Raw genomic sequence first — 24,429 nt, forward strand, 5'->3', positions numbered from 1 at the left:
CGGGTTCACATTCTTGCTTTAATGCTTTGACTTGATATACCTTAAAAGAATCATAAATGGCTGTCGAAGACCATTTTTGCATTTTATTATATTTAAAAGGTATGCACGTTATGGAGCTCAGACATTTAAGGTATTTTGTAGCAGTAGTTGAAGAGCAAAGTTTTACTAAAGCTGCAGAGAAACTTTTTATTGCCCAGCCCCCATTAAGCCGTCAGATTCAAAATCTTGAGGCAGAACTTGGTATTGCGTTATTTGAGCGTGGCAGTCGACCACTTAAAACCACTCAGGCTGGTTATTTTTTCTACCAGCATGCGGTAAAAATTCTGGCCAATGCTGAAGAAGTGAAGTCCATGACCAGGCGTATTGGTATGGTGGAACGCACGGTTACCATGGGTTTTGTTGGATCTCTGCTTTATGGATTGCTGTCGCGCATTGTCTACTTATATAGGCAGCAACAGCCACACCTGAAAATTGAACTGGTGGAAATGACCACCATGGAACAGGTTAAGGCACTGAAAGAAGGGCGTATAGATGTTGGCTTTGGGCGTTTACGTATTTCTGATCCGGCATTAAAGCGGGTACTGTTGCGTGAAGAACGTCTGGTACTCGGTGTACATTCCAGCCATCCTTTATCTTCCCATAATAAAGGGATATATCTTGCTGATATTGTTGATGAAAAATTATTTCTCTATCCTAACCATACCTCTCCAAGTTTCGCCACCCAGGTACAGGGATTATTTTCAGAATATAATCTGGAACCACAACATGTCCGAATTGTAAGGGAAATTCAGCTGGCGCTGGGGCTGGTCGCAGCGGGTGAGGGTGTATGTATTGTACCGGAAAGTGCTCATTCGATTCAGTTAGCTCACCTTAACTATATCCCGATTCTGGACGAGAGTGCAGTCAGCCCGGTTTTTCTGACTATGCGCAATATGGACGAGAGTGAAGACATCATGTCCTTATTTGATTGTATTTACCAAGTGTATGATTTAGAAGCAATTAAATATGATAGAAACAGTTTTTAGATATGAATTTATCCCTGAATATACCGCGCCTTAGACTTAAGTTTAAGGCTTGGGCGGAATTTTCTCCTTACCCTCTAAAAAAAGTATGCAGTGATCTACGACTTTAGTGCAATCGGGAAATTTTGATAAAGAAGAAAATTTTAAATCCTCCTTTTATACCTATTTTGTTTGATTGCTGATCAAAGTGCTCTGACATTCAACCTTTTAGGTTCTTTCATACCCTAAACCTATATAAAAACCAGGTATTTCAGCCAGCAAACCTGATTTATGATGAAAACATCGGTCCTGGAAGGTCGATTCTGCCTGTAAACAACTTTGAAGGTATAGATATAGATATATTCGGTTTTGGACATTTATCCAGCCATGCTGCATTGTTGCTCCATTAATTGGAACGTTGCATTTGCAGGAGGCAAAGATGGAAGCAACCAAAGTCAATATCAATACATTAATTGATGAAGCGAAATTTACACCATTTCACTGGGGTGTTCTGATCTGGTGTTTGATCATTATTATTTTTGATGGCTATGACCTGGTGATTTATGGAGTAGCCTTACCATTATTAATGCAGGAATGGTCTTTAACAGCGGTACAGGCAGGGATGTTAGCTAGTACTGCCTTGTTCGGCATGATGTTTGGTGCCATGAGTTTCGGCACGCTGTCCGACAAAATCGGGCGTAAGAAAACTATTATGCTCTGTGTGGCAATTTTTAGCGGATTTACCTTCCTGGGGCCATTCGCCAGCTCACCGGTAGAGTTTGGAGTTTTACGTTTTCTGGCTGGTCTCGGCATTGGCGGAGTTATGCCAAACGTTGTAGCGCTAATGACCGAATATGCGCCTAAACGTATCCGTAGCACCTTGGTTGCCCTGATGTTTAGTGGTTATGCGATTGGCGGTATGACGTCTGCACTTTTAGGTGCATGGCTGGTACCACAGTTTGGCTGGCAGATCATGTTCTATATTGCCGGTGTTCCTTTATTGGCTTTACCGTTAATCTGGAAATTCCTGCCTGAATCGTTGATGTATCTAACCGTCAAAAATCAGACTGTAGAAGCACGAAACATCATTAAAAAGATTTCACCTGCTCAAGATGTTACAGAAAATTCTCAATTTGTCCTGAACGAAGTGAAAAAGGGTGATGAAGCGCCATTAAAAGCATTATTTCAGAAAGGTCGTACATTCAGTACCTTCATGTTCTGGATTGCTTTCTTTATGTGTCTGTTGATGGTGTATGCATTGGGAAGCTGGTTACCAAAGCTGATGATTCAGGCGGGTTACTCATTGGGTGCCAGTATGATCTTCCTGTTCGCCTTGAATATTGGCGGCATGATTGGCGCAATTGGTGGGGGGTATCTGGCTGATAAATTCCATATCAAAAAAGTGCTGACCATTATGTTCCTGTGTGGTGCATCTGCCTTAATCCTGCTTGGTTTTAACAGCCCGCAGTTTGTACTTTATACTCTGATTGCAATCGCTGGTGCTGCAACGATCGGTTCACAGATCTTGTTATATACCTTTGTTGCACAATATTACCCATCTACTGTGCGTTCTACCGGAATGGGTTGGGCATCGGGAATTGGTCGTATTGGTGCCATCGTTGGACCCGTTTTGACAGGTGCATTGCTGACAATGGAACTACCACACCAAATGAACTTCTTTGCCATTGCGATTCCAGGCGTGATTGCAGCGCTGGCTATTTTTCTAGTGAACCTGAGAGCTTCTGTAGATGGTGAAGTGCTTGAAACCTCTGGATCAAGCGAAGCCATACTTGCCAAAGAAGCGAATTAATAAAGAAAATATCAGTTAATAAAGTAAATATTTCAATGGAATAGGTCACCATCATAAATGGTGGTGATCGGTTGCTGGAATCAAATTGCACAATAAAAAAGCGAGTTTAGGATGAACATGTCGCAATTCACTAATCAACAATCAATCAACAATTCAACCTTCAAACGTAAAGTTTTGATGAGCATGATGGCAATAAGTATAGGCGGTATCAGCCTGTCAGCTATAGCGCAAAGCACAGCTCAATCCAGTCAGGATGAAATTGAGCAGTTGCGTCAGGAAGTCAAAGCCTTGCGTGCCATGATTGAACAGCAGCAGTCCCGACAAGTTACATATGCAGCACAGGCAACAACACCGGCAGCTATAGCACCAGCAGCCAAACCGGTCATGAAACTTACTAATGGTGCTGAATTCAATCTTTACGGGAATGTCCGTGCCGATGCCTCTTATCAGGCTGAAGGCGGTTCAGCAACACGTATGTATAACCAGATTAATGCTGTTCCACTTGAGGGTGTAGGCGAGCGCAGTGATGAGTTTAAATCGACACTTTCTGCAACCCGTCTAGGGATGGACTTTAAAGCTCCTGTAGGTGCTGGGGACAAAGCCCTGAGTGCTAAAGTTGAAGTAGATTTCCTTGGTGGCGCAGGTCTGGATAATTTACGTATCCGTCATGCTTATATGAGTTATGCCAACTGGCTGATTGGTCAGACCTGGTCAAACTTTGCTATACCGGATTATATGCCAGAAACTGTAGATGCTTTGGCCTATGCAGGTGGTGCAGTAAAGCGTACGCCTCAGGTTCGTCATACCAGTACCTTTAGTCCTGCTACCAATCTGGTTCTTGCAGTAGAAGATCCAAAAGATGCCACCATTACTGGAATCAAACAGCGTTTGCCTGCCTTAACCGCGCGCCTAAACCATAAGTTTGCTGATAATCTTAGCGTCAGTGCCCGTGCCATGGGGAATGAAAAGCGTGTCAATGAAGATGAAAAAATGGCATGGGGTGTAGGTCTGGGTGCAAAATATGAAGTTGTACCGGGTACTACTTTAAAAGCCGACTATTATCATGTGAAGGGCGATAGCAGCTTTGTGTCTTATGCTAATCCTGGTGTAGTTAGAGCGACGAATGGGGATCTTTTACAAAGTGAGTTCGACTCGATTACTGTCGGTTTAACTCAGCAGTTTAATGACAAGTTACGTGGTACCTTGGGCTATGGTTATATGAATTTTAGTAATGATCAAGACTATGTCAATGCACTAATCGCCTCAACTCCTGCGGATGCGACACAATCTAATGCGACCAAGGCTAATAAAGACTTATGGCAAGCGTGGGCTAACGTGTTCTATAGCCCAACCAAGCCTTTAAGTTTCGGTCTGGAATATGTCTATGGTGAACGTGAGGCATTAGGTGCAGCCACGAATGGCAGTAATAAAGGTGAAGATAACCGGATTAACGCCGTGGCGATCTATAGCTTTTAATACGTCTCAGATTATATTTTGAAAAGCGTGAACTCAGTTCACGCTTTTTTATTGTGTTCAATTTGATCGATGATCTGTTCTACAGCTCGAGCAAGTTCATCTGTCCATTCAAAAGAACAATTTAATCGAATAAAGTTCTGCGCTGCATGTTTAGGCCTGAACAGCAGACTCGGTGCAATGGAAATCTTCTGTTCAAGCAAATCTGTATAGAGCTGTTGCGAATCCATATCTTCAGGCAGCTCTACCCATAAAAAGTAGCCCGTTGGATAATAGTGAATCTTACAGTCTTCAGGTAATCTGGCTTTGAGTTCCTGATAAAAACGTTTTTTGTTCTGATTTAAATGACGGCGCAAACTACGCAAATGCTTTTCATAATGATGATGCGCAACAAAATCTACCAATGTATTCTGTAAAAGCGGACTCACACTCAGGGTACTCATCAACTGTAGATGTTGAATAGCATTGGAATATGGGCCTGCAAAGACCCAGCCCACCCGTGCACCCATGCCTAGCGTTTTAGAAAATGAACCACAGTGCAGCACCATATTTTCCTGGTCAAAATATTTCACTGGCACTGGTTTTTCCTTGCCAAAGTTCAGTTCCTGATAAACGTCATCTTCAATCAGATGCACCTGATACTGAGCTAAGCACTGTGCAATATTTTCTTTAAATTCTGTAGAAACTGTATAGCCAATCGGGTTCTGTGCGTTCAACATCAGCCAGCAGACTTTGATCGGATATTGTTTCAGGACTTTTTCAAAAGCTTTCAGATCAAAACCACGTTCAAGATCATCAGGAAGAGTAATGACATTTAGTCCCAGTCTTTCAGCAGCTTGCCAGGCTCCATAAAATACGGTTTCCTGTAAAAGAATATAATCACCCGGTTGGGTGAGTGCCTGTAAAGACAAATTTAGAGCATCTAGCGCACCGGACGTAATGACAATGTCATCTGAATGGCATGATATACCTTGTAATTGATAACGTCCGGCAATGATCTGGCGCAGCTCCAGATTACCCGGTGGCATATTTGGATGATTCAGATAGCTGTTTTTACGTTTGGAATGCTGGGATAATAACTGCATAAATTTGCTATTAAATAGCAGTTCAGGATTGGGGAATGCCGATCCCAACGGGATCATATCTGTTGCCTGAGTATCTTTAAGATAGTTAAATACCACCGAATTGATCTGTATTTTCTCGTGAGCTGCTAATGTTTCTTTAATGGAAGTTATTGCAAGATCAGCACGTTCAGCAATGTAATAACCGGATTTATCTTTGGCATACAGCCAGCCTTGTGCCTCAAGTTCCTGATAGGCATTTAACACTGTCATCAGGCTATAACCGGAAAGTTCGGACTGCTCACGCAATGAAGGGAGTTTGTTATGGGCTTTCCAGATGCCATCTTCAATCATATGGCGAATACTGAGTGCGAGTTTCTCAAATTTATACATACATCAAGAAAAATAAAAAATGGAAGTTTATCTGCATATATAGCATATTTAGTCAGGTTAAATATAACAGTTGGAGCAGTTATGATTTATCTGTTATATTTTTTTAAGCAGTATTTGTATCTACTCATTTTTTGCAATCGGGCTGAAAATAAGGATAGTCCCTAAATCCAGCGACAGGTGAGCAGATGACTCCAGACGAACAGAAAAAAGCACCGAAATATGCAGACAGCAGTATTTCTGATGAAGCTTTCAAAAAGATGATTATTTGGTTCGCTATTTATGCAGGGTTGTTTTGTCTGGGGGTGGTTTTAGTGGTCAACGCTGATAACCTGTTCTTCTCAGGACTCAAATAATAAAGAATCCCGGTTTAATGACCGGGATGTTTATTCATATAATTATTCCATTATAAAAAATGATAGTTTTTGATACTTTCATAGACGCCGTAGTTTTTGTCACATTTTGCTACTTGCTTTCATATTTTTCCTTGCTAGATTCAAGCAAGTGATGCGTTTATTTTGCAGTGTCTGCTAATCTGCGCATCATGCTTAAATAAAAATATTTAAAAATCTCGACAACAATATGGACGTATAACAAGGATAAAGGAGCACAACATGCTTGGAAATATGATGTTTCAGCCCTTACTGATCAGCAGCATGATTGAACATGCAGGACGCTATCATGCCGATACTGCGGTAATTTCAAAAAATACTGATCTCAGCATGACCCATACGACCTGGGGCGAAATTCGTAACAATGCCAAACGTTTCGCCAATGTGCTGAATCAGCTGGGACTGCAACATGGCGACCGTGTCGCGACCATTGCATGGAATAACCATCGTCATCTGGAATCCTGGTATGCCATTTCTGGAAGTGGCTTTGTTTGCCACACGATTAATCCACGTTTATTCCCGGAACAGTTGGTATTTATTATTAATGATGCATCAGACCGCGTAATCCTGTTTGATAAAACCTTTGTACCATTAATTAAAGCCGTCAAACCGATGTTAAGCAAGGTGGAGCACTTTATCTGTCTGGATGCAAAAGATGAGGCCATCCTTGAAGCTCTTCCAGATGTGAAATTCTATGATGAGCTGATTGCCGATCAATCTGATGATTTTGATTGGCCTGTACTCAATGAAAATGCAGCAAGCTCACTGTGTTATACCTCTGGAACTACAGGTCATCCAAAAGGGGTTTTATATAGTCACCGTTCAACGACATTACATAGTTTTGCGATCAGTTTGCCGGATTCACTGAATGTATCTGCACGAGATATCATGCTGCCTGTAGTACCGATGTTCCATGTCAATGCCTGGGGGACACCATATGCAGCAGCGATGGTCGGCTGTACTTTGATATTGCCAGGCCCAGGGCTAGATGGCGCAAGTTTAGTCAATTTAATTGACAGCTATAAAGTATCAGTTGCACTAGGTGTACCAACGATCTGGCAAGGTTTGATTGCAGCAGCGCAACAGTCGGGTTCCAAGTTAGAAAGCTTAAAACGCAATGTCGTCGGCGGTTCGGCATGTCCGCCTTCAATGCTAAAAGTATTTAAAGAACAGTTTGATTGTGAAACCATTCATGCCTGGGGTATGACGGAAACCAGTCCACTTGGCGCAGCCAATCAGATTAAAGCCAAACATCTGGATTTGAGTGAAGAAGAGCGTTTAGAAATTCGTCTTTCTCAAGGTCGTCCACCATTTGGTGTCGACTTGCGTTTGACTGATGAAGAAAATGGATCGAATGAAATTACTCGCGATGGTGAAACCACAGGCAATCTGCAGATTCGAGGTCACTGGATCATCAATAACTATTTTGGCAAGGAAGAATCTTCTTTAACTGCTGATGGCTGGTTTGATACGGGGGATATTGCCACCTTAAATGAAGATGGCTTTATGAAAATCAGTGATCGTGCCAAGGATCTGATCAAATCGGGCGGAGAATGGATCTCCTCGGTGGAACTGGAAAATCTGGCTATGGGTCATCCGCAAATAGCCATGGCAGCTGTTATTGCTGCACAGCATCCGAAATGGGATGAACGCCCAATCCTGATTGCGATTAAAAAACCTGACAGTCAGCTCACCGAGCCAGAACTGCTGGATTATTTTGCTGACAAAGTGGCGAAATGGCAGGTGCCAGACAAAGTAATTTTTGTCGATGCAATTCCACTGAGTGGTACTGGCAAGATGCTGAAAAAAGACTTGCGTGAAAAGTTCGGAACAGTATTGCTGCATCAGCAAACAGAGCTCAGCCCAGCTGTAGAATAATACCTATAAACTCTGCCAAAATAACAAGGCTGACTACAGAAATGTGGTCAGCCTTTTGCATATTTATAGCCATAAAGCTGATAGAAAAATAGTCAATCCATATAGGCGAACTGGCATGAAATGTCTTTCCGATTTACATGCCGAAAACTAACTTTAATCAAAGTACATCATTTTGTCCGACAAAAAACAGGAATTCTACCGACAGAAACATGATTTGACCCGAATTGACATGGAACGAATCATAAAAGCCTATATTCTGAATGCATAATAAATAGACAGATGTACATTAATTCTGTTTCTGTATGAGGTAATAAAAATGACAAGTATGCAAAGCTACAAGCCTCACTGGATCCGAGAAGACTTCATTGATTTCATTGCTGAAAAAGTTCATCCAACTTTGGCATTGAAAAAAGTTAAGGCAGAAGTGATCAGCATCCAGCTTATTGGCAATGATTTTTATAAGATCCAGTTACGTCCAAATTTCAACTTTCAGGCTAAAAAATTTCAGCCAGGACAGAATGTAGCTGTCACTTTAAGGCTGGATGGTATTTTGCATCAGCGTCATTATTCTGTCGTTACAATGCTAAAAAATGGCGATGTAATTATCGCTGTTAAACAGCAGGGCAAAGTATCCCGTGCCTTGAGCTCCTCACAGCTGGGTGCTGTAGTAGAACTTTCACAGCCACAGGGCGAATTCACCCTGCTGAGTTCCCCTAAACCCATTTTAATGCTGGCCTCAGGCAGCGGTATCACTGCAATTTACTCCTTACTGCAAAAAGCCGTAGTGCAGTTTCAGCATCCGATTGATCTGATCTACTTCACCCGTGATGATGCGTTTCATGCTGAAATCAAAACCTTGGCACTGATGCATCCACATCTGAAATATCATCATTTTAATACTGTGGAGCATAAGCAGCATCTCAGCCTACAGTTACTCAACAAGCTGGTGCCTGATTTTGAACAACGTGAAATTTATGCCTGTGGTTCAGCTGCCATGATGAAAACAGCACACCGTATTGCTGAAAAGCTTTCCGTGAAATCCAGTTTCCATTCTGAATACTTCCAGATCGTGGTGGATGAAAAAGTTAAAGCACAACCTGTGCAATTCCAGCGATCGCATCAGGAGTTTCAGGCCAGTTCTACTATTCTGGAAAGTGCTGAACAAGCAGGTTTGCGTCCTGCACATGGTTGCCGAATGGGAATTTGTAATACCTGTTCCTGCACCAAAGTCAGTGGCTCAGTAAAAAATATTTTGACTGGTGAAATCGATCACGAGAGCAATACCCCGATCAAATTGTGTATCTCCCAGGCCGTTAGTCCTGTGGTGATTAATCTTTAATCCCTAGAAAAATAAGAAGGTACTCCCATGAATATGCAAATTGATTTTAAGCGGCACAGTAAGACCCAATTTTTAAGTCCTGAACAGATTGAGGAATTTGGTGCCAAGGTGGATGCGATCCGACGTGAGGTGATGGATGATTTAGGTGAAAAAGATGCTGAATACATCTATAAAATCCGTAATTTTGTCCGCTATAGCGAAATTGCTTCCCGGGGCATGCTGATGGTGGCCGGTTGGTTGCCACCAGTCTGGCTACTCGGTACAGGCTTATTGGGTATTTCCAAAATCGTAGAAAATATGGAACTTGGTCATAACGTGATGCATGGCCAGTTTGACTGGATGAATGATCCAAGTCTGAATGGTTCGACTTATGACTGGGATACCATTGCCACCGGTGATGACTGGAAATACACCCATAACTATATTCATCATACTTATACCAATATTGTCGGCATGGACCACGATGTGGGTTATGGCCTGATTCGTGTCAGTGAATCGCAAAAATGGGAACCCCGTTTTCTGTTTAATATTCCACTAACAATTCAGTTGATGGTGTTATTCGAATGGTACGTGGGTCTACAGCGCCTGCATCTGGAAGATGTAATTGCCTATAAAACCAAAACCTGGAAACAGGTTTGGGATGAAGCAGCGCCACTACGTAAAAAGATACGCTGTCAGGTACTGAAAGATTATGTATTCTTCCCGATTATTGCCGGCCCAAATGCCATTCCAGTATTTACTGGCAATGCAGTGGCCAATGTGATTCGTAGCCTGTGGGCTTCCGCTGTGATCTTTAACGGTCATTTCACGGAAGATGCTGAAACTTTTGAAATGGACAATACGGAAAATGAATCCCGTGCGGAATGGTATCTGCGTCAGATCCGCGGTTCGAGTAATTTCAGTGGTACCGAATGGCTACATATTCTAAGTGGTAACTTGAGCCATCAGATTGAGCACCATTTATTCCCGGACATGCCAGCGAACCGTTATTCAGAAGTGGCACCAAAAATCAAAGCATTATGTGCTGAATATGGTATCCACTATAACGAAGCCAGTTTTATGAAGCAGTTTTCGACCGTTTGGGTTCGCGTTGCAAAATGCTCTGTACCAAACGAATGGCATGCACAAATTGCAGAAAAAGTGCAAAGCGCAAAATCTATATTGAATGCTGTAAAAGCCAAGTTCTTTTAATCACTTTTCTTTAACAGCATTATATTGATGTTTCTTAACCAGTTTGGTACTCCTCAATAACTTTGGATGGGTTATTGAGGATTTTTTTATCTGAGCTTCTTATACATATCAACTTGGTTGTAGATTGTCTTGGATCTAGTGATATTAATTCCAAATAAGCTTAAAAAATGCCAATACCTTATCAAACTGAAGTATTTTAAAATATTTGATTCATTAGAATAATTAAGTAATACATCATATTTTATGGATAAAATATGAAGAATTATTTTCAAAAAAACACTCATGCAAAACAGACTTGGTACGGCTGAAACGCTTTGTCTACAACAACTCGCTAAACTTTAGGAAAGTTCTTTTTATAATGGCGGCGTCGTAACATTCAAGGTCTTAGGTTTGAAATATCTTAAATATTTTTCAGGAATCTCCTTATTATTGCTGTTAACTGCTTGTAACACCACTGAAGCGCCAGCTCCAGATTATCAGGGCAACTGGAAGAACACTCTGGAAAATCCAAAACTTGAAAATATCCTGGTAATTGCTAAAAATGGTGAAAATTATCTGATTACCAATACCATCAAAGATAAGGAAACCGGTAAAACAGAGAAAAAGAACCCGATGCCCGCGGCTGTGAATGAAAATGGCATGCTTCAGTTGAATGCAGGGGCGGGAATAGTCGATTTTGTAATTGATGAGAAAACTGGCAACCTTGTAGGGTCAGGTTCAGTCTACAAAAAAGCCAAATAATGCTCTAATCTAATCCATTTAGAAATAACAATATAAATGTCATGAAACGGAATTATTCATGACATTTATTTATATAGATATTTAAGCAATATGCCTTAATAATTCGGTAAAATCCTGCACAAAATAATTTGCTCTAGCTTTAATCAGCTCGATTTCATGAGCAGAATACTGATCATAAATTGCCACTACCTCTATTCCTGCATTATTCGCAGCTTCTACACCAATTAAAGAATCTTCAATAATCAGGCAATCTTTGGCTTCAATTTTAAAATGCTCAAGAACATTCAGATAAATTTCTGGATGTGGCTTGATGTTCTGGACATTTTCGCGGGTGAGGATTAAGGCAAAATCATCATCAAAGCTGATTTTAGCGTTAATATTTTGATTATTGTCCTGATAACGCTGCACATTGAATAAACTGGTGGTTGTGGTTAAGGCCAGTGGAATCTCTTGCTTTTTCAGGGCCTGGATTATAAGTTCCGCCTGAGGTTTTAATTCGACCACATGATCCAGAAAATGTCGTGAAATACTGTAACGGCGGTTTTTAACGTCTTCTTTGTTTAGTTCAAAACCGTATAGTTCTTTTAAATAACCACAATATTCCAGATAAGGATCAGGCAAATGTCGAAAGGCTGTCAACTGTAGATCCCGCTGCTGCTGGATCAATTTTAAATTGGCTTTTATACCGGAAAACTCATAAATCAGGGCAGCATCGACCTGATTCCAAATGCCTACAGAATCAATCAACGTACCATCCAGATCAAAACAGACTAGCTTTTTGTTCTGAAACATGACACTTTTCCCTTAATTTCCACAGTCTATTCTGTGCGGCTGAGTATATAACATGCGACTTAAGTGTTTCAGCTGAAATAAAAGATAAGGGTTATCCATTTTACATGAAGTGGTATTTGATAGAGTTGCATATCGGGTAAACAGTATTTTTATTGCAAAACACATCCTGAATGATCATACAGATAGTTACAAAGTGTTATATTTGGACATTGGCACTAGATCAAATTACGCGGATGATAGGATCCGCCAAAATGATTAAAAAATTGAAGGAAATGTGTTTCTGTGTTTGAACTTGACTGTAAATTGCTTAGCATCTTTTATTATGTCTACAAATTTAAGAACGTCTCCCATGCAGCCGATTATCTGGATATGAGCCAACCGACGGTGAGTAATCTGCTCAATAAAATCCGTCAGCATTATAATGATCCTTTATTTTTGCGTATTGGCAATGAAATGCTGCCGACGGATCTGTCAAAGCAGCTATTTCCTTTGGTCAGTGAAGCGCTGAGTAAAGTCGAAACCATTAATAATTTTACTATTGATTTTGATCAGACCACATCCCAGCAGCGTTTTACTCTGGCGATGACCGATGTATCGCATCTGGTTTTGTTGCCAAAAATTTCACAATATCTGAAACAGCACGCTTCGCATATTCGTCTGAATGTACGTCCAATTACTTCAGAAACCAGCTATCAAATGGCCAATGGAGAAATTGATCTGGCTTTAGGTTTTCTGCCGAATCTGGAAAATGGTTTCTATCAGCAGAAATTGTTTGAACAGTATTATGTGGTGATTGCAGCCAAAGACCATCCACGGCTGGTTGGCGACAGCCTGACTATTGAAGAGTATTTGCGTGAAACGCATATTGATATTGATGCCGGGATGGGACATTACCATATTGAAAACGAATTGCTGAATCTAGAACTCAAGCGAGACATTCTGATGCGCTTGCCAAGCTATTTAGGCGTAGGACTGGTGGTGCAGGAAACCGATGCAATTGCGACTGTGCCTTATTATTTGAGTGAAGTATTACTATCGCGTGGCAATCTCAAGATTTTTAATGCGCCGATTGCATTCCCGACCTATTCTGTGAAGCAGTATTGGCACATGTCCTGTCATCATAAAACCAGTCATCAATGGTTACGCAATATATTGCATGAGATTTTAAGTAAATAATCCTGCAGCTATAGACCCGGACTTAGTCCTCATCTATAGATTTTAAAATCCCGGCCTATGCTGGGATTTTTGTGTTTTGGTGCATCTTGATGCCTATAACAGATTCTTGCACCTGAATTGATCAGTTAAAACCCCAAAAAGTATTACTAAATGGAAAAACAGTATTACTAAATTGGCACAGCCTTTGCATCTATCAAACTCATCATAAAGTGATCTAGGGTTCCGATACATGAACATTCATGTATGTCTGAGACCGAGAGTTCACGGCGAAAGGAAACACTGATCGCTACACGGAGGGATAAAAGCCCGGGAGGTAAACCGTACAAGTTAGATGCAGAGGCTGTTATGAGCACAACTACTTATCACGAAGATTCCGCACTGTGGACTGAACTTTTACCGGGTGGCCATCACTGGTCTGCGCGCATTCAACGTGGCGCAGTATTACAACTTAAATCCTTGGGCGCAAATGCCAATGTTTCTCTGTTCTGTGTGAATAGCGAAGACAAGCTTGAAGCCTATAACATGCCAGACAGCTTAAAAGGTCAACACAGCGCATTTTTAAGTACAGGACACATTTTGGCGTCAGATTTGGGTCGTGCGATGGTGTCAATAGTCAAAGATGATCATGGTTGGAATGATGCTTTTTGTGCCCCAAGTACCGCACCGCAAATTGAAGCACAGTTTGGCATGAATACCTTCCAGGATGCCCGCAACGACATGTACCGCAACGGCAAAGACAGTTTGCTTTTAGAGATGACCAAGTTTGGTTTATCTGCCACTGATCTCAGCAATACATTAAATCTCTTCTCAAAAGTTCAACCGGATGACAACGGCAACCTCAGCTATGTGGCATCTGACAATACCGATCAAGTGATTGAACTACGTTTTGAAATGGATTGTTTGGTGTTTTTATCATCCGCACCACATGCTTTAGACAATAGCGCCGTGTATGCACCTGCCGATGTTCAATTATCTTTATATAAAGCACTTCCTTTAGGTGAAACAGACGTATGTCGTGATTCATGCTCGCAAAATCAGCGTGCATTCCAAAATAATAATCGTTATTACGCTCTTAGCGCTTAATTGGGGGAATACAACATGACAGCTTTAGTCAACCTTGAAAAATCAGTACTCAGCGAAGTTTGTCCTGCCGGTGAAGCGTGGATGTGCGAAGTCAAGAAAGGCCAGTATTTCCGTATCGTTGATCTCGAAGGCAACCAGGCGGTGGATACTTTGTTTATTTCCGCACATAACCCTGAAGAGCGTTATAGCGCAACCGATACTCTAACCATTAATCAGCAAATCTATTTAGAAGAAGGTACGGCTTTATACACTAACTTTGGCAACAAAATTGCCACCATTCATGATGATAACTGCGGTCGTCACGATACTTTAGGCGGTGCATGTTCATGTGAAAGTAACACGGTTCGTTATGCCCATGACAAATACCCAATGCACAGTTGCCGTAACAATTTCATGATTGCATTGTCACAGCATCCAATTGCGAAAAAGCATGGTTTAAACGTGCGTCATATTGGCCCAAACATTAACTTCTTTATGAATGTGCCTGTGACATCGGAAGGTCATTTGAAATTTGATGATGGTATTTCCGCACCGGGGAAATATGTCGAGATTAAAGCCGAGATGGATTTGATCGTGCTGATCTCAAACTGCCCACAACTGAATAACCCATGTAATGCCTATAACCCAACAAAAATTCAACTGATTGTCCGTGAAGGCGAGGAATAAGCCATGTTTAATAAAGTTCTCATCGCCAACCGTGGTGCAATTGCGTGTCGTGTTATTCGTACCCTTAAAAAATTAGGCATCCAATCGGTTGCCGTCTATTCAGAAGCCGACCGTGATTCATTACATGTGACTTTAGCAGATGAAGCTGTTTTCATTGGTGATGCACCTGCGAGCCAAAGCTATTTAAATGTCGATAAAATCCTAGAAGTCGCAAAACAAACCGGTGCAGAAGCGATTCACCCGGGCTATGGCTTCCTCTCTGAAAATGCCGAATTCTGTAATCTGTGTGAAGCACAAGGCATCGTATTCTTAGGGCCAAATGCCGAACAAATGAAAGCTTTTGGTCTGAAACACACCGCACGTGAATTGGCAATTCAAGCCAATGTGCCATTACTTCCGGGCAGTCAATTGTTGGCTGATGAAGCCGAAGCACTGCTAGAAGCGGAACGTATTGGCTATCCTGTGATGCTGAAAAGTACCGCAGGCGGTGGTGGCATCGGCATGCGTTTGGTCTGGAATGCTGAAGAGCTGAAAGATGCTTATGCAACTGTGTCATATTTAGCGCAAGCCAACTTTAAAGATGCAGGCTTATACCTCGAGAAATTTGTACAAAATGCCCGTCATATCGAAGTGCAAATCTTTGGTGATGGCAATGGCTTGGTGTTGGCACTGGGTGAGCGTGATTGTTCGGTGCAACGTCGTAACCAAAAAGTGATTGAGGAAACCCCTGCACCACACCTTAATGATACGCAACGTGCCTATATCCAAAATGTCGCGATTCAGTTGATGCAATCGGTGAATTACCGTTCTGCCGGAACCGTTGAATTTGTGATGGATACTGACACACAAGAATTCTACTTTCTGGAAGTGAATACTCGTCTACAAGTCGAACATGGTGTCACTGAGCAAGTCTTTGGTGTGGACTTGGTTGAATGGATGGTGACTTTAGGCAGTGGTGATTGGAAAGCACCAACGTCAAAACTTGAGTCTCAAGGTCATTCGATTCAAGTCCGTCTCTATGCAGAAGATCCAATCAAAAACTTCCAGCCAAGTGCAGGCTTACTGACTCATGTCGAATTCGATGAGAATGCCCGTAATGAAACGTGGGTAGAAACAGGCTCAAATGTCTCATCTTTCTATGATCCGATGATTGCCAAAATTATTGTGACTGCGGATGATCGTGAGTCTGCGATTCAAGCCATGACCGATACACTGGCTAAAACCCAAGTGGCTGGTATTGAAACCAACCTTGAATATCTGCAAAACATTATCGACTGTGATGTGTTTAAAGCCGGTACGCAAACCACACGCTTCTTAAATACTTTTGAATGGAAAACCCAAAAAATTGAAGTGTTACAAGCCGGTATTCAAACTGCGGTGCAAGATGTGACAGGTCGTTTGGGCTATTGGGATGTCGGTGTGCCGCCCTCAGGTGCGATTGATCCGTTATCTTTAAATGTGGCGAACCAACTATTAGGCAATGCACCAAATACCGCAGGTTTGGAATGTACGCTACAAGGCCCAAGCTTAAAATTCCATTGCGATAGCCAAATTGTACTCGCAGGTGGCGATATGCCATCGACTTTGGATGGCGTTCAAGTTCCGATGTGGCAAACCGTGAATGTGCGTAAAGGTCAGGTGCTGAAATGTGGCAAGATCGCCACAGGTTGCCGTACCTATATCGGGATTAAAGGTGGTCTGAATGTGCCTGAATATTTAGGCTCACAAGCAACCTTTACCCTAGGTCAGTTTGGCGGTCATGCCGGGCGTAATTTACTCATTGGCGATATGCTTCCAATTACGGCATTTACATCGACTGAAACTAGAGCATTGGCACCTGAACAAATCCCTGCATTCTCAAATACATGGGAAATTGCGGTGATGTATGGTCCACATGGCGCACCTGACTTCTTTACCAAACGTGATATTGATTCGTTCTTTGCGCAAGAGTTTGAAATTCACTTTAACTCAAGCCGTACAGGTGTGCGTTTAATTGGTGAAAAACCTGAATGGGCGCGTACCGATGGCGGTGAAGCAGGTTTACATCCATCGAATATTCATGACAATGCTTACGCCATTGGTGCCATCGACTTTACAGGCGATATGCCAATTATTTTGGGGCCAGATGGTCCAAGTTTAGGCGGATTTGTTTGTCCGGCGGTGATTGTCAGCTCAGAACTGTGGAAAGTGGGTCAGTTGAAAGCAGGCGATAAAGTTAAATTTGTGCCTGTCAGCTATCATCAAGCCAGCATTTTAAATGAAAAATATCATGCCATGCTGAATGCTGAAAACACGGCATTGGTAAACTTTGATGAAGCCTTGTATGCAGAGAAAAATACTTTAGAAACACTCATTTTAGATACTTTAAAAGCTGAAAATGGTGCGCCTGATGTGGTGTATCGTCCTGCGGGCAACAACTATATGTTGGTCGAATACGGCGATTTAGTGCTTGATCTGAATTTACGTTTCCGTATTCATGCCTTAATGCAGTGGGTCAAAGACCAGCATATTCAAGGTATTATTGATTTAACCCCGGGTATTCGTTCTCTGCAAATTCATTTTGATTCAATTCAACTTGAGCAAACTGATTTACTGCGTTTATTGCAAGTGGCTGAATCTGAATTGCCAGACGTAACGGAAATGCAAGTACCTTCACGTACCGTGTATTTACCACTGGCTTGGGAAGATTCACAAACGCAACTTGCAACCGAACGCTATATGCAAACGGTACGACATGATGCACCGTGGTGTCCTGATAACGTGGAGTTTATTCGCCGTATTAATGGTTTAGACTCTAAACAAGCCGTGAAAGACATTGTGTATAGCACCAATTATTTGGTCATGGGTTTGGGTGATGTGTATTTAGGTGCACCTGTGGCAACACCGCTTGATCCACGCCATCGTTTAGTGACCACAAAATACAACCCTGCACGTACATGGACGCCTGAAAATGCCGTAGGTATTGGTGGTGCGTATATGTGTGTCTACGGTATGGAAGGTCCGGGTGGTTATCAGTTTGTCGGTCGTACCACGCAAATGTGGTCACGTTACCGTAAAAACCCTGACTTTGAACAAGGTATGCCGTGGTTACTACGCTTCTTTGACCAAATTAAGTTTTATGAAGTGTCTGAAGCTGAACTCATGCAAATGCGTGAGGACTTTAAAGCAGGGCGTTTAAAACTGCGTATTGAAGAAGGTGTACTCAACCTCAAAGAATACAATGATTTCTTAACTGAAAACCAAGCATCCATTTCTGCATTTAAAGCGGTGCAACAAGCCAACTTTGATGCTGAACGTAAACGTTGGCATGAAGCAGGGCTTGCAGAATATGTGTCTGAAAGCCTAGATGCGGTGGATGATGGTGAAGGTGTAGAAGTGCCTGAAGGTGGCTGTGCGGTGGAATCGCATATGCCGGGTTCAATTTGGAAAATTGAATGTCAGTCGGGGGATATTGTGGAAGAAGGTGCAACTTTAGCTGTGATTGAAGCGATGAAGATTGAGATTCCAATTATTGCGCCTGAGCGTATGCGTGTCGATGCGATTACGATTGAAAAAGGGCAAACGGTGAAAACGGGGCAGGTGTTGTTTACGTTGGCGCCAGTGGCTTGATGAAATAGATATGAAAAGACCGTCCGTAAGGGCGGTTTTTTGATTAAAATAAATGAATAAAACCTCTTGATCACAATATTTATGAATGAAACCTATTACTTAACGTTCAAAGTCAAAGCTTTAGAAAATAACTCAGAATGGTCTAAATATAAAAATGTTAGTGCAACTTGTTGGGTAAAGGCATTTTCTGCAATGAGTGCTTATAGAGAATGTGTTCATTACTTAAAGCGTGAAAATCTTAAAATTCAAGGTTTAGATGATTCAATTATCAATGTGACACGTGAAATTTTTATAGACCGAGATATTGACTTAGAGCATTTTGATAATGCACAAAAACATGGATTCTCTATTTTTTATCTTGGGGTAGATGAAAGTTTAGATGAACCAAAATTTGTAAAATTTGAATCTGATGAAAAAATAGATATTGGCCAGATATTAAAGAATAAAAACTCAATGGATAGACATCAATTTTGTTTACATCCGAGAGCTGGAGACGAATGTGATAAAAAAATCATTAAAGCTCACTCAATTCAAAATAGTCAGTCTCTTTCATCTATTGCCAAAGATGGACACGTATATCAGCTAGCTCATAAATATAGACATCAAATAAGAACCTTTTCGGAATATGAAAAAATAGGAATAAATGAAGCTTCTATCTTTAAAGGTTTTTGTAAAAAACATGATAATGAAATTTTTGAACCGATCGATAATGCAAGACTAGAACCAAATGCAGAACAAATATTTTTATATGCGTATCGATCATTGTGTAAAGAAATTTATCAAAAATACAAAGTTATTCAAGTTTTGAAAGAAAATATTCCTTTGATGTCTACAAAAGACCAAGAGGACTTAGGTTGGCATTTACTTGGTAATAAGAAAGGTTATGAAGAACTTATAAAAATTAAGAAAAACTATGATGCCACTTTTCTGAATAAGTCATTTGATAAGGAAATTTTATATTTAATTTTTTATTCAGATACACCAATGAATCTAGCATTCTCATCATTAATTTACCCAGATTATGATTTTCAGGAAAATTTGTTGCAAGATCTAAGCGATCTAAAAAGTGACAGAGACTTGATTACCTATTTTTCAGCACCGATGAATGATGGTTGGGGCTACGTATTTGCTTGGCATATACAAGATAATGTTTCATGTGAGCCATTTATTATAAGTCTAGGAAGAACGATAGAAACAGGTATATCAATAGAACACACACTATTTCAATATATGATTTTAAATTCAGAAAATCATGCCTTGTCACCAAGTTGGTGGGAAAATTTAGAGCAATGCGAACGATCACAGATTATTTATGCCCTTAACCATAAGCTAGATATTATGTCTCGAAAGACTTCTAGCCAAGAAAATGATGATATCCCAGATGTATGTGAGTGGACATTTAATGATATTTTAACAAATATAGAGTGGTTTAAAGAAATGCTAGAATCGACCAAATAACAGGTCTTTTAAAAGATCTTTAAAATGGTAATTATTTGACGATTACTTGTATATCTAAGACGTCGCCAAGATGAACAATATTATCCACTCACGCTTTGTCGCAAGCTTTTCAGACCTTAAAAAAAACCCAATGGAAGTGGTCACTAATGGTTTTATCGAAACAATATCATTCTTAAAATTACATTAGGTGAATAATTTTCTTGTTAAAATCAAAACAGGAATTTTCAGGGATGACTGGAATATGGCAAAGAATCTACAAGAACTTTTAGGAAAGCGTAGCCTTGAAAGTCAAAAACGAATTTTAGAAAAGGCAAATGAAATTTTAAATAATCTTGTTCAAGAAGATCGTCAATTATTAAAAATTGCAGAAGAAGTTGAAACTGAAAAAACTATAAAGATAAGTATTAATGAGCTACGAGCTCGAGTTCACAAAAACCGCGCTTAATAAGGTTTTTGAGATGTTCAGCCACACTTTGATGCACACTCGAACCCCAATGGTGCAAAATGGGCTATTTTTTAGCCGAACTTAATAAAATTAAATCATCCTTATTCTGGCTTATATATGTATGTGATCGATTTTAAAAGCATTCTGCTTAAATCTATTCTATTTTTATATTGTGGCACGCTTAATGCTTTTATTTATATACAACCTAAATAGAGGAGAACAATACACTTGATCACTCAATTACAAACATCGGTTAACCATTCATGTATAAAAAGAATAGCAAGGACATGATCATCAAAATGGAATAAACTGGTGAAATACAAAACTTACTTTTGCTTTAGAACAAGCCCCATCTCACTGTTATGGGGCTTTTTTTCGCCTTTTTACCCAATTTTATTTATCACGTCCCAATAAGCACAAACTGGCACGCTTTCTGCATTTTCCTAAGTAATACGAAATTTTGGTTTTGTAATATCCACAGGAGATGCACATGAACAATCCGACATCAAATAAAAAAATGCATCCATGGCTTCACTTTCTGGTTGAGCTGCTCAGCGTACGCGCAGGCTTTCACATTAAACAGTCTCCACAATACCAACAATCCAAGGATCAACATCGTGCCTAAACAAAAATTGGCACGGATCAGTATCACCGTGCCAGAAACCACATTACAGGCAATGGATCAAAAAATTGTCGAGCAGCACTATGAAAGCCGCTCGCAGGCCATTGTCGACATGATTAACCGCCACCTGATTGATGATCTGGTGATTCGCGATGAAGTCATGGTTGGCACACTCACCTTGCTCTATGACGTCAGTCTGAAACCGCTGCGCAACCAACTGGTCGATCTGCAACAGCAGTATCTGGCACAAGTGATCAATTCACTTCATATCCAGCTTGATGATGAAAAAATCCTGCAAGTCATGCTGATGCAGGGTGCGAGCAGTGACCTGAAAGAAATTAGTGAACAATTTATTGCATTGAAGGGCGTGATTAAAGGGCATCTCGAACTGATGGATGCCGTCATGCCGCCTATTCCACAAAATACCGAACACACTTAAGGAGAACAGCTGTGCACAACTTATGGACAGTACAGGACTGGCAACACGCTTACCAGAATAACAATATCCAGCTCAATGACCTGATTCAGTATGTTGCCGATTTTAACAATGATGATCATGCCTGGATTTCAATTGCGACTGCAGAACAATTACAGGCACAAATTGATGCATTGACTGGCGCAGATATTGCAAGTTTGCCACTTTATGGGGTGCCATTTGCAGTCAAGGACAATATTGATGTTGCAGGATTCTATACCACTGCGGCATGTAAAGAAGCGGCTTATCTGGCAACTTCTGATGCGACAGTAGTCGCCAAACTCAAAGATGCCGGTGCGATTGTTGTCGGTAAAACTAATTTGGATCAGTTTGCAACAGGGCTGGTCGGTGTTCGCTCTCCGTATGGCGCGGTAAAAAATAGCTTTAATCCTGAATATATCAGTGGTGGTTCGAGTTCCGGTTCCAGCGTGGTGGTGGCCAATGGATTGGTACCATTTTCACTGGGTACAGATACAGCTGGTTCGGGTCGTGTTCCGGCAGGACATAACAATATTGTTGGACTCAAACCGACCAAAGGCTGGTTCTCGACCACAGGCCTGATTCCGGCTTGCCGCACCATCGATGTGATTTCGATTTTTGCCTTAACGGTGGATGATGCCTGGCAGGTGGCGCAAGTCATGCAGGGCTATGATGCCAGCGATGAGTATTCCAGAATGCATCCTCAGAATGTCCCTAGTCAATTTTCAAAAGGGAAAATTGCCATTCCAGATACGCTGGAATTTTATGGTGATGCCGAAACCGAAAAAGCATTTCAACTGGCAATCGAGCGCATACAAAGCTTGGGCTATACGGTAGAGCCGATTGATTTTGTGCCATTTCAGCAACTGGCATCAGCCCTGTATAACCGCTCTTGGGTTGCTGAACGGACCAGTGCCGTTGAAAAAATGGTGAAACGTGAGCAGACCCATGCCGTGATTGGTCAAATCATTGCACAGGCAGATCAGTTTAGTGCTGTAGATGCCATGCAAGATGAATATGAACGTGCTCGACTCAGCCGTATTATTCAAAATACCTTGGCGGATTATGATGCCTTGATGGTACCTACAGCGCCTACCATTTATCGAATTGCAGAGGTAGAAGCGGATCCACTGGTTAAAAACATCCACATGGGCGCTTATACCAATTTTGTCAATTTTGCTGATCTGTCGGCTTTGGCATTACCCAATAGCATTCGTGCCGATGGTTTGCCAACCGGTGTGACCTTTATTGCGCCGGCCTGGATGGATGAAGCACTGGCCAAGTTTGGGCAAAAATGGCAGCAGGTGAGTCAGTTAACACTCGGAACCTCTGCACGCACCTATGAAAAAACCACGGAAATTTCATCAAGTCATAGCGTCAAACTGGCTGTCGTCGGTGCACATCTAAGTGGAATGCCGCTGAACTTTCAGCTGACCACACGTGGTGGCACCCTGATCAAGCAGACCCGGACTGCTTCGCATTACAAACTGTATGCTTTAAAAAATACCACACCGCCAAAACCTGGTCTGCAATACAATGCGAAAGGTTGTTCAATTGAAGTCGAAGTCTGGGACATTCCGCGTGCACTGTTCGGGGACAGTGTTGCAGAAGTTCCGGCACCTTTGGGGATAGGTAATGTTCAGCTGATCGATGGTACTTGGGTCAAAGGCTTTATCTGTGAAGGTTATGCACTTGAGGATGCAACAGATATCAGTCATTTCGGTGGTTGGCGCGCCTATATCGAATCTAAAAAAGTCAGCAATACCAAGTTTAAATGCGCATGCATAGGGGAAATCGCACGATGATTAAAAAAGCCTTGTTGTCAGCATCTGTACTGACCACGATTTTATTAGCAGGCTGTGACAATACAGCCAAAGTACCGGAACCAAAAGCCAAAGCTGAAGGCAGCGTGAATACCAAGCCCATTACGATCGGTTACAGTGATTGGCCGGGGTGGGTGGCATGGCAAGTCGCGATTGAAAAAGGCTTCTTTCAAGAGGCAGGGGTCAATGTTGAGTTTAAGTGGTTCGATTATTCAGCATCGATGAGTGCTTTTTCGGCCAATCAACTTGATGCCGTTTCGGTATCCAATGGCGATAACTTGGTGATTGCATCCGGTGGTACCAAGGGCATCATGATCATGGCGACCGATTATTCAGCTGGGAATGACGTCATTATTGCTAAAAATGGCATAAATTCGATTCAAGAACTAAAGGGCAAGCAAATTGCGGTCGAAAAAGGCTTAGTTGATCATCACTTGTTAAATACGGCTTTAAGCGATGCGGGTATTGCACATACTGATGTGAACTTGGTCAACGCGGTCACCAATGAACTACCACAAGTCTTTTCAAGTCCTGATGTGGCTGCGATTGCGGTATGGCAGCCGGTGGCCAATCAAGCCTTGAAAGCCGTTGCAGGTTCCAAGATTATTTATTCCTCTCAAGATAAACCTGGTCTGATTTATGACACTTTAACGGTCAATATGACGCATTTGTCTGCACACAAAGAAGAATGGAAAAAAATCATTCAAGTGTGGGATAAAACGGTGAAATATATTAATGATCCAGCCACACGTCCTGATGCCTTAGCCATTATGGCAAAACGCGTTGGTCTTGAAGCCGATCAGTATGCACAGTTTATTGAAGGGACGCATTTATTGGATTTGGCAGCCAATAAAAAGGTATTTGAAAAATCGAACAACTTTGATTCACTCTATGGTTCAAGCTATCACGTCAATGAATTTAACTTTAAAAATGGTGTATATACCCAAAAAGTCGATGTAGATGGGGTCATTTATCCCGAACTTGTACAATCTTTACCATAATCTTTTTTATACAGGCTTTTCGTA

General features: G+C 41.4%; 20 protein-coding genes and 1 riboswitch. Of the genes, 18 read left to right on the plus strand and 2 right to left on the minus strand.

What is annotated here, in order from left to right; all coding sequences use genetic code 11:
• The first annotated feature begins 110 nt into the window (after positions 1-110).
• The 3 genes from FSC11_RS07210 to FSC11_RS07220 all read left to right on the plus strand — a co-directional run bounded on the left by FSC11_RS07210 (position 111) and on the right by FSC11_RS07220 (position 4,287).
• The gene (locus FSC11_RS07210; protein WP_005222226.1) at positions 111-1,025 is read left to right on the plus strand and encodes a LysR family transcriptional regulator; all 915 of its coding nucleotides are present in this window, start codon (positions 111-113) and stop codon (positions 1,023-1,025) included.
• A gap of 415 nt (positions 1,026-1,440) precedes the next feature.
• On the plus strand, positions 1,441-2,811 hold the full coding sequence (locus tag FSC11_RS07215; protein ID WP_163165983.1) for an MFS transporter: 1,371 nt from the start codon (positions 1,441-1,443) through the stop codon (positions 2,809-2,811).
• Between the two features lie 111 nt (positions 2,812-2,922).
• Positions 2,923-4,287 carry a DcaP family trimeric outer membrane transporter gene (locus FSC11_RS07220; RefSeq protein WP_171521705.1) on the plus strand — a complete coding sequence of 455 codons (1,365 nt, stop codon included), beginning with the start codon at positions 2,923-2,925 and terminating at the stop codon, positions 4,285-4,287.
• 38 nt (positions 4,288-4,325) lie between these two features.
• Here FSC11_RS07220 and FSC11_RS07225 read toward each other — a convergent pair whose 3' ends face one another.
• Positions 4,326-5,738: an aminotransferase-like domain-containing protein gene (locus FSC11_RS07225; protein ID WP_163165987.1), complete on the minus strand. Its 1,413-nt coding sequence runs from the start codon at positions 5,736-5,738 to the stop codon at positions 4,326-4,328.
• Positions 5,739-5,923: 185 nt separating this feature from the next.
• Here FSC11_RS07225 and FSC11_RS16125 point away from each other — a divergent pair, with 185 nt between their 5' ends.
• The 5 genes from FSC11_RS16125 (at position 5,924) to FSC11_RS07245 (ending at position 11,276) form a co-directional block, all read left to right on the plus strand.
• A complete protein-coding gene (locus tag FSC11_RS16125) occupies positions 5,924-6,091 on the plus strand; it encodes a hypothetical protein (protein WP_004894933.1) in 168 nt (55 codons plus the stop codon).
• A gap of 258 nt (positions 6,092-6,349) precedes the next feature.
• Entirely contained in the window at positions 6,350-8,005 is a 1,656-nt protein-coding gene (locus FSC11_RS07230; RefSeq protein WP_163165989.1) for a long-chain-fatty-acid--CoA ligase, read from the plus strand.
• Positions 8,006-8,321: 316 nt separating this feature from the next.
• A complete protein-coding gene (locus tag FSC11_RS07235) occupies positions 8,322-9,344 on the plus strand; it encodes a flavin reductase family protein (protein WP_163165991.1) in 1,023 nt (340 codons plus the stop codon).
• 27 nt (positions 9,345-9,371) lie between these two features.
• Entirely contained in the window at positions 9,372-10,535 is a 1,164-nt protein-coding gene (locus FSC11_RS07240; protein ID WP_163165993.1) for a fatty acid desaturase family protein, read from the plus strand.
• 390 nt (positions 10,536-10,925) lie between these two features.
• A complete protein-coding gene (locus FSC11_RS07245) occupies positions 10,926-11,276 on the plus strand; it encodes a hypothetical protein (RefSeq protein ID WP_026056741.1) in 351 nt (116 codons plus the stop codon).
• 81 nt (positions 11,277-11,357) lie between these two features.
• On the opposite strand, the gene FSC11_RS07250 is transcribed toward FSC11_RS07245, so the two are convergent.
• Positions 11,358-12,068 carry an HAD family hydrolase gene (locus FSC11_RS07250; protein WP_163165995.1) on the minus strand — a complete coding sequence of 237 codons (711 nt, stop codon included), beginning with the start codon at positions 12,066-12,068 and terminating at the stop codon, positions 11,358-11,360.
• 282 nt (positions 12,069-12,350) lie between these two features.
• Between FSC11_RS07250 and FSC11_RS07255 the strand changes: the two genes are divergently transcribed.
• The 10 genes from FSC11_RS07255 (at position 12,351) to FSC11_RS07295 (ending at position 24,405) form a co-directional block, all read left to right on the plus strand.
• Positions 12,351-13,244: a LysR family transcriptional regulator gene (locus tag FSC11_RS07255; protein WP_004894919.1), complete on the plus strand. Its 894-nt coding sequence runs from the start codon at positions 12,351-12,353 to the stop codon at positions 13,242-13,244.
• A gap of 203 nt (positions 13,245-13,447) precedes the next feature.
• A riboswitch (guanidine-I (ykkC/yxkD leader) is annotated at positions 13,448-13,559 on the plus strand.
• 30 nt (positions 13,560-13,589) lie between these two features.
• Positions 13,590-14,327 carry an urea amidolyase associated protein UAAP1 gene (locus FSC11_RS07260; protein ID WP_163165997.1) on the plus strand — a complete coding sequence of 246 codons (738 nt, stop codon included), beginning with the start codon at positions 13,590-13,592 and terminating at the stop codon, positions 14,325-14,327.
• 15 nt (positions 14,328-14,342) lie between these two features.
• Positions 14,343-14,993: an urea amidolyase associated protein UAAP2 gene (locus tag FSC11_RS07265; RefSeq protein WP_163165999.1), complete on the plus strand. Its 651-nt coding sequence runs from the start codon at positions 14,343-14,345 to the stop codon at positions 14,991-14,993.
• Positions 14,994-14,996: 3 nt separating this feature from the next.
• On the plus strand, positions 14,997-18,602 hold the full coding sequence (gene uca / locus FSC11_RS07270; RefSeq protein WP_163166001.1) for an urea carboxylase: 3,606 nt from the start codon (positions 14,997-14,999) through the stop codon (positions 18,600-18,602).
• A gap of 81 nt (positions 18,603-18,683) precedes the next feature.
• Positions 18,684-20,060 (plus strand): hypothetical protein, encoded by a 1,377-nt coding sequence (locus FSC11_RS07275; RefSeq protein ID WP_163166003.1) that lies wholly within the window; start codon positions 18,684-18,686, stop codon positions 20,058-20,060.
• Positions 20,061-20,301: 241 nt separating this feature from the next.
• On the plus strand, positions 20,302-20,505 hold the full coding sequence (locus FSC11_RS07280) for a hypothetical protein (protein ID WP_005251881.1): 204 nt from the start codon (positions 20,302-20,304) through the stop codon (positions 20,503-20,505).
• 490 nt (positions 20,506-20,995) lie between these two features.
• A complete protein-coding gene (locus FSC11_RS16410) occupies positions 20,996-21,130 on the plus strand; it encodes a hypothetical protein (RefSeq protein WP_263600635.1) in 135 nt (44 codons plus the stop codon).
• On the plus strand, positions 21,123-21,566 hold the full coding sequence (locus tag FSC11_RS07285; RefSeq protein WP_163166005.1) for a CopG family ribbon-helix-helix protein: 444 nt from the start codon (positions 21,123-21,125) through the stop codon (positions 21,564-21,566). Before FSC11_RS16410 ends, FSC11_RS07285 begins: the two co-directional genes overlap by 8 nt.
• Before the next feature lie 11 nt (positions 21,567-21,577).
• The gene (gene atzF / locus FSC11_RS07290) at positions 21,578-23,386 is read left to right on the plus strand and encodes an allophanate hydrolase (RefSeq protein ID WP_163166006.1); all 1,809 of its coding nucleotides are present in this window, start codon (positions 21,578-21,580) and stop codon (positions 23,384-23,386) included.
• Positions 23,383-24,405 (plus strand): ABC transporter substrate-binding protein, encoded by a 1,023-nt coding sequence (locus FSC11_RS07295; RefSeq protein ID WP_005222141.1) that lies wholly within the window; start codon positions 23,383-23,385, stop codon positions 24,403-24,405. The genes atzF and FSC11_RS07295 overlap by 4 nt, the downstream gene beginning before the upstream one ends.
• The last annotated feature ends 24 nt before the right edge of the window (positions 24,406-24,429 follow it).

The organism is Acinetobacter schindleri (assembly GCF_010918895.1).
In the GTDB taxonomy this organism is placed as follows: Bacteria; Pseudomonadota; Gammaproteobacteria; order Pseudomonadales; family Moraxellaceae; genus Acinetobacter; species Acinetobacter schindleri.